The sequence below is a fragment of the Streptomyces graminilatus genome, from assembly GCF_001418565.1.
Classification (GTDB): Bacteria; Actinomycetota; Actinomycetes; order Streptomycetales; family Streptomycetaceae; genus Streptomyces; species Streptomyces graminilatus.
On record NZ_LIQQ01000451.1, the window covers coordinates 1 to 3,323 of the forward strand.

Annotated in this window: 3 protein-coding genes; all 3 read right to left on the minus strand. The window is 70.4% G+C overall.

Translation table 11 applies throughout. The features are described from left to right. Positions 1 to 1,393 (minus strand): sensor histidine kinase (locus tag AOK08_RS32320; protein WP_055532718.1); only part of this gene is annotated, 1,393 nt, incomplete at its 3' end. After that, complete coding sequence (locus tag AOK08_RS32325) at positions 1,390 to 2,127, minus strand: response regulator transcription factor (RefSeq protein ID WP_055532717.1); 738 nt, start codon at positions 2,125 to 2,127, stop codon at positions 1,390 to 1,392. The genes AOK08_RS32325 and AOK08_RS32320, both read right to left, overlap by 4 nt. Positions 2,128 to 2,311: 184 nt before the next feature. Next, positions 2,312 to 3,323: S1C family serine protease (locus AOK08_RS32330; protein WP_241827178.1), on the minus strand; the 1,012-nt coding region annotated here is incomplete at its 5' end.

The following is a 3,323-nucleotide window of genomic DNA, read 5'->3' on the forward strand; positions in this document are numbered from 1 at the left end:
CCACCGTGCCGCCGCCCCGCGCGTGGGACAGCGTGACCTCGCCGCCCGCCTGCTGGATCGTGCGGGCGACGATGGACAGGCCGAGGCCCGAGCCCGGCAGCGCGCGGGCGCTCTGGGAGCGCCAGAAGCGGTCGAAGACATACGGGATCTCGTCGGCCGGGATGCCGGGACCGTGGTCGCGGACCGTGAGTACGCCGGACACGAGCCGGACCTCGATCGTGCCGCTCACCGGGCTGAACTTCACCGCGTTGTCCAGGATGTTGACCACCGCCCGTTCCAGCGCCGAGGGTTCCGCCCGGACGAACCAGGGGTGGATGTCCGACGTGATCGTCAACTCCGGGCCCCGCAGGCGGGCTCGGCGCAGGGCCGACTCCACCGTGTCCGCCAGGGAGATCACCTGGACGCGCTCGGCCTGGTGGCCCTCCGGGCGGGACAGTTCCTGCAAGTCGCCGATCAGGGCGGCCAGTTCGGTCATCTGGGCCTTCACCGAGGCCAGCAGCGCCTTGCGGTCGGCCTCCGGGATCGGGCGGCCCGTCTCCTCGCTGCGGGTCAGCAACTCGATGTTCGTGCGCAACGAGGTGAGGGGGGTGCGGAGTTCGTGGCCCGCGTCGGCGATCAACTGCTGTTGCAGCTCACGGGAGTTGGCTAGGGCCGAGGTCATCGAGTTGAAGGAGCGGGAGAGGCGGGCGATCTCGTCGTCGCTGTCCTCGTCCACCGGGATGCGGATGCTCAAGTCCTCGGTACGGGCGACGTGTTCGACGGCCGCGGTGAGCTTGTCCACGGGACGCAGGCCCGCGCGGGCCACCGCGAGACCGGCGACCCCGGCACCGAACACCCCGACCCCGGAGACGAGGAGAAGGATCAGGGCGAGCTCGTCGAGGGTGGAGTGGGTGCTGTGGAGGGGCGTGGCGACCAGCAGGGCGACCCGCTGCCCGTCGTTCCCGTCCACGCCAAGGAACACGGTCAGCGCGCGTACGGCGTTGCCGGACTCGTCGGTCCCGTTGCGGAAGATGTGCTGGTCCTGCTCCGTCGCGTGCGTGAGAAGGTTCAGGTCGGCGCCGGTGACCTTGACCGTGCCCTTGGAGTACGGGGCGACGCAGGGGGCGCCCCTCTCCTTGAAGAACTGGACGTAGTTGTTCGACACGGTGTCCCGCTCGCCGTCGTTCCGCGGAGTCTGGGAGCACTGGTTGAGCCCCGGAGCGAGGATGTCGGGGCTGCTCACCATCTGCCGCAGGTCGTCGTCGACCTGCTCGTACAGTTTCCCCTGCACGATGAACCAGCAGGCCACCGAGACCGCGCCCACCGCGAACGCCACCGCCGCCGCCACCAGCAGCGCCAGCCGCGACCGGATCGGCAGGGACCGGTACCGGTACCGGCGTGCCACTTGGCTCACTCCGCGCCGCCCTGGCGCAGTACGTATCCCACGCCCCGGACCGTGTGCACGAGGCGCGGCTCGCCGCCCGCCTCCGTCTTGCGGCGCAGATACATGACGTACACGTCGAGGGAGTTGGAGGACGGCTCGAAGTCGAAGCCCCAGACCGACTTCAGGATCTGTTCCCGGGTGAGGACCTGGCGCGGGTGGGTCAGGAACATCTCCAGCAGGGTGAACTCCGTGCGGGTCAGTTCCACCGCCCGGCCGCCGCGGGTCACCTCGCGGGTCGCGAGGTCCATGCGCAGGTCGGCGAAGGTCAGGGCCTCGCTCTCCGGGAGGCTGCCCGCGAGGGCCGCCGCCGCGTAGGTGCTGCGGCGCAGCAGAGCCCGTACGCGGGCGAAGAGTTCGTCCAGCTCGAAGGGCTTGACCAGGTAGTCGTCCGCGCCCGCGTCCAGGCCCGTCACCCGGTCGCCGACCGTGTCCCTGGCCGTCAGCATCAGGATGGGCGTGGTCGCGCCCGCGCCGCGCATGCGCCGGGCCGCCGTCAGGCCGTCCATCCTCGGCATCTGGATGTCGAGGACGACCAGGTCGGGCCGGTACGCGGTCGCCTTCTCCAGGGCGTCCGCGCCGTCGACCGCGACCTCCGTGTCGTAACCCTCGAAGGCGAGGCTGCGCTGGAGTGCTTCGCGCACGGCCGGCTCGTCGTCGACGATCAGGATGCGCTGGGGGTCACGGTCGCCTTCGGCGGGGCTCATGGTCGTGGCTTCCTCGGGTGCGGTGGGACATGGCGGGCGTCGGGTGTCGGACGTCGGGGGTCGGACGTCGGGTGTCTTCAGCGTCGCATGTCAGGGATGAGCCGTCCTTCTTCTGAGGCGTCTCAGGCTTCTGAGGCTTCCGAGGTATCTCAGGTATCTCAGGCTTCTCGGGCCCCCGGAGTTCTCAGGTGCTGGAGCCCGAGCGCAGCGTGGCCAGGTCGGACTTGACGGTGTTGATCGGGATGGCGAATCCGAGGCCCGCGCTGCCCGCGTCCTGCTGGGACGAACTCGCCGAGTACATCGCGGAGTTGATGCCGATGATGTTGCCGTTCATGTCGATGAGCGCGCCGCCGGAGTTGCCGGGATTGAGGGACGCGTCCGTCTGGAGGGCCTTGTAGGTCGTGGTGGACGAGCCGGTGTCACCGTTGAACTGCTGCCCGCCGAACTCGAACGGCCAGCCGCCGCCACCGTCGCCCTGCTGCTGTTGCCCCTGGCCCTCCTCGGTGGAGACGGTGACGTCACGGTTGAGAGCGGAGACGATGCCGCTGGTGACCGTGCCGGTCAGGCCCTCGGGGGAGCCGATCGCCACGACCTGGTCGCCGACGCGGACACCCGCGGAGTTGCCGAAGGTCGCCACCTTCAGGCCGGAGGCGTGCTCCAGCTTGATGAGGGCCAGGTCCTTCTTCGCGTCGGTGCCGACGACCTTCGCGGTGAACGTCCGGCCGTCGTGCGTCGACACCTTGACGGAGGTGGCGCCGGTGATGACGTGGTTGTTGGTGACGATCTCGCCGCCGGACGTGATGATCACGCCGGACCCGGTCGACGAACCGGCGTTCGAGTTCGCGTTGATCTCGACGATGCTCGGACTGACCGCCGCGGCGACCCCGGCGACCGTGCCCCTGGCGCTCGACGGCACCACGTTGGTGCTGGTGCTGCTGGAGGTGACGGCGGCCTGCGAGTGCGTCAGCTCCTGGATGCCGTACGCAGTGCCGCCGCCTATCACGGCGGCGACGATCGCCACGGCGGCGAGAAGGGCGAGGGTGCCCTTCGCCCGCTTCTTGGGCTGCCCTGTGGCGGCGGGGGGCTCGGCGAGAGGGGTGGTGGCCGTGACCGAGGGCTGCTGGTACGGGGCCTGGTGGCCGTAGGGAGCCTGGTGGCCGTACGCGGCGTGCCGGCCGTGCGGAGCGGGCTGGGGC

Bases quoted from the DNA above. Each gene is read 5' to 3' on its own strand.
- AOK08_RS32325 (WP_055532717.1), bottom strand. From the start codon at position 2,127: ATGAGCCCCGCCGAAGGCGACCGTGACCCCCAGCGCATCCTGATCGTC.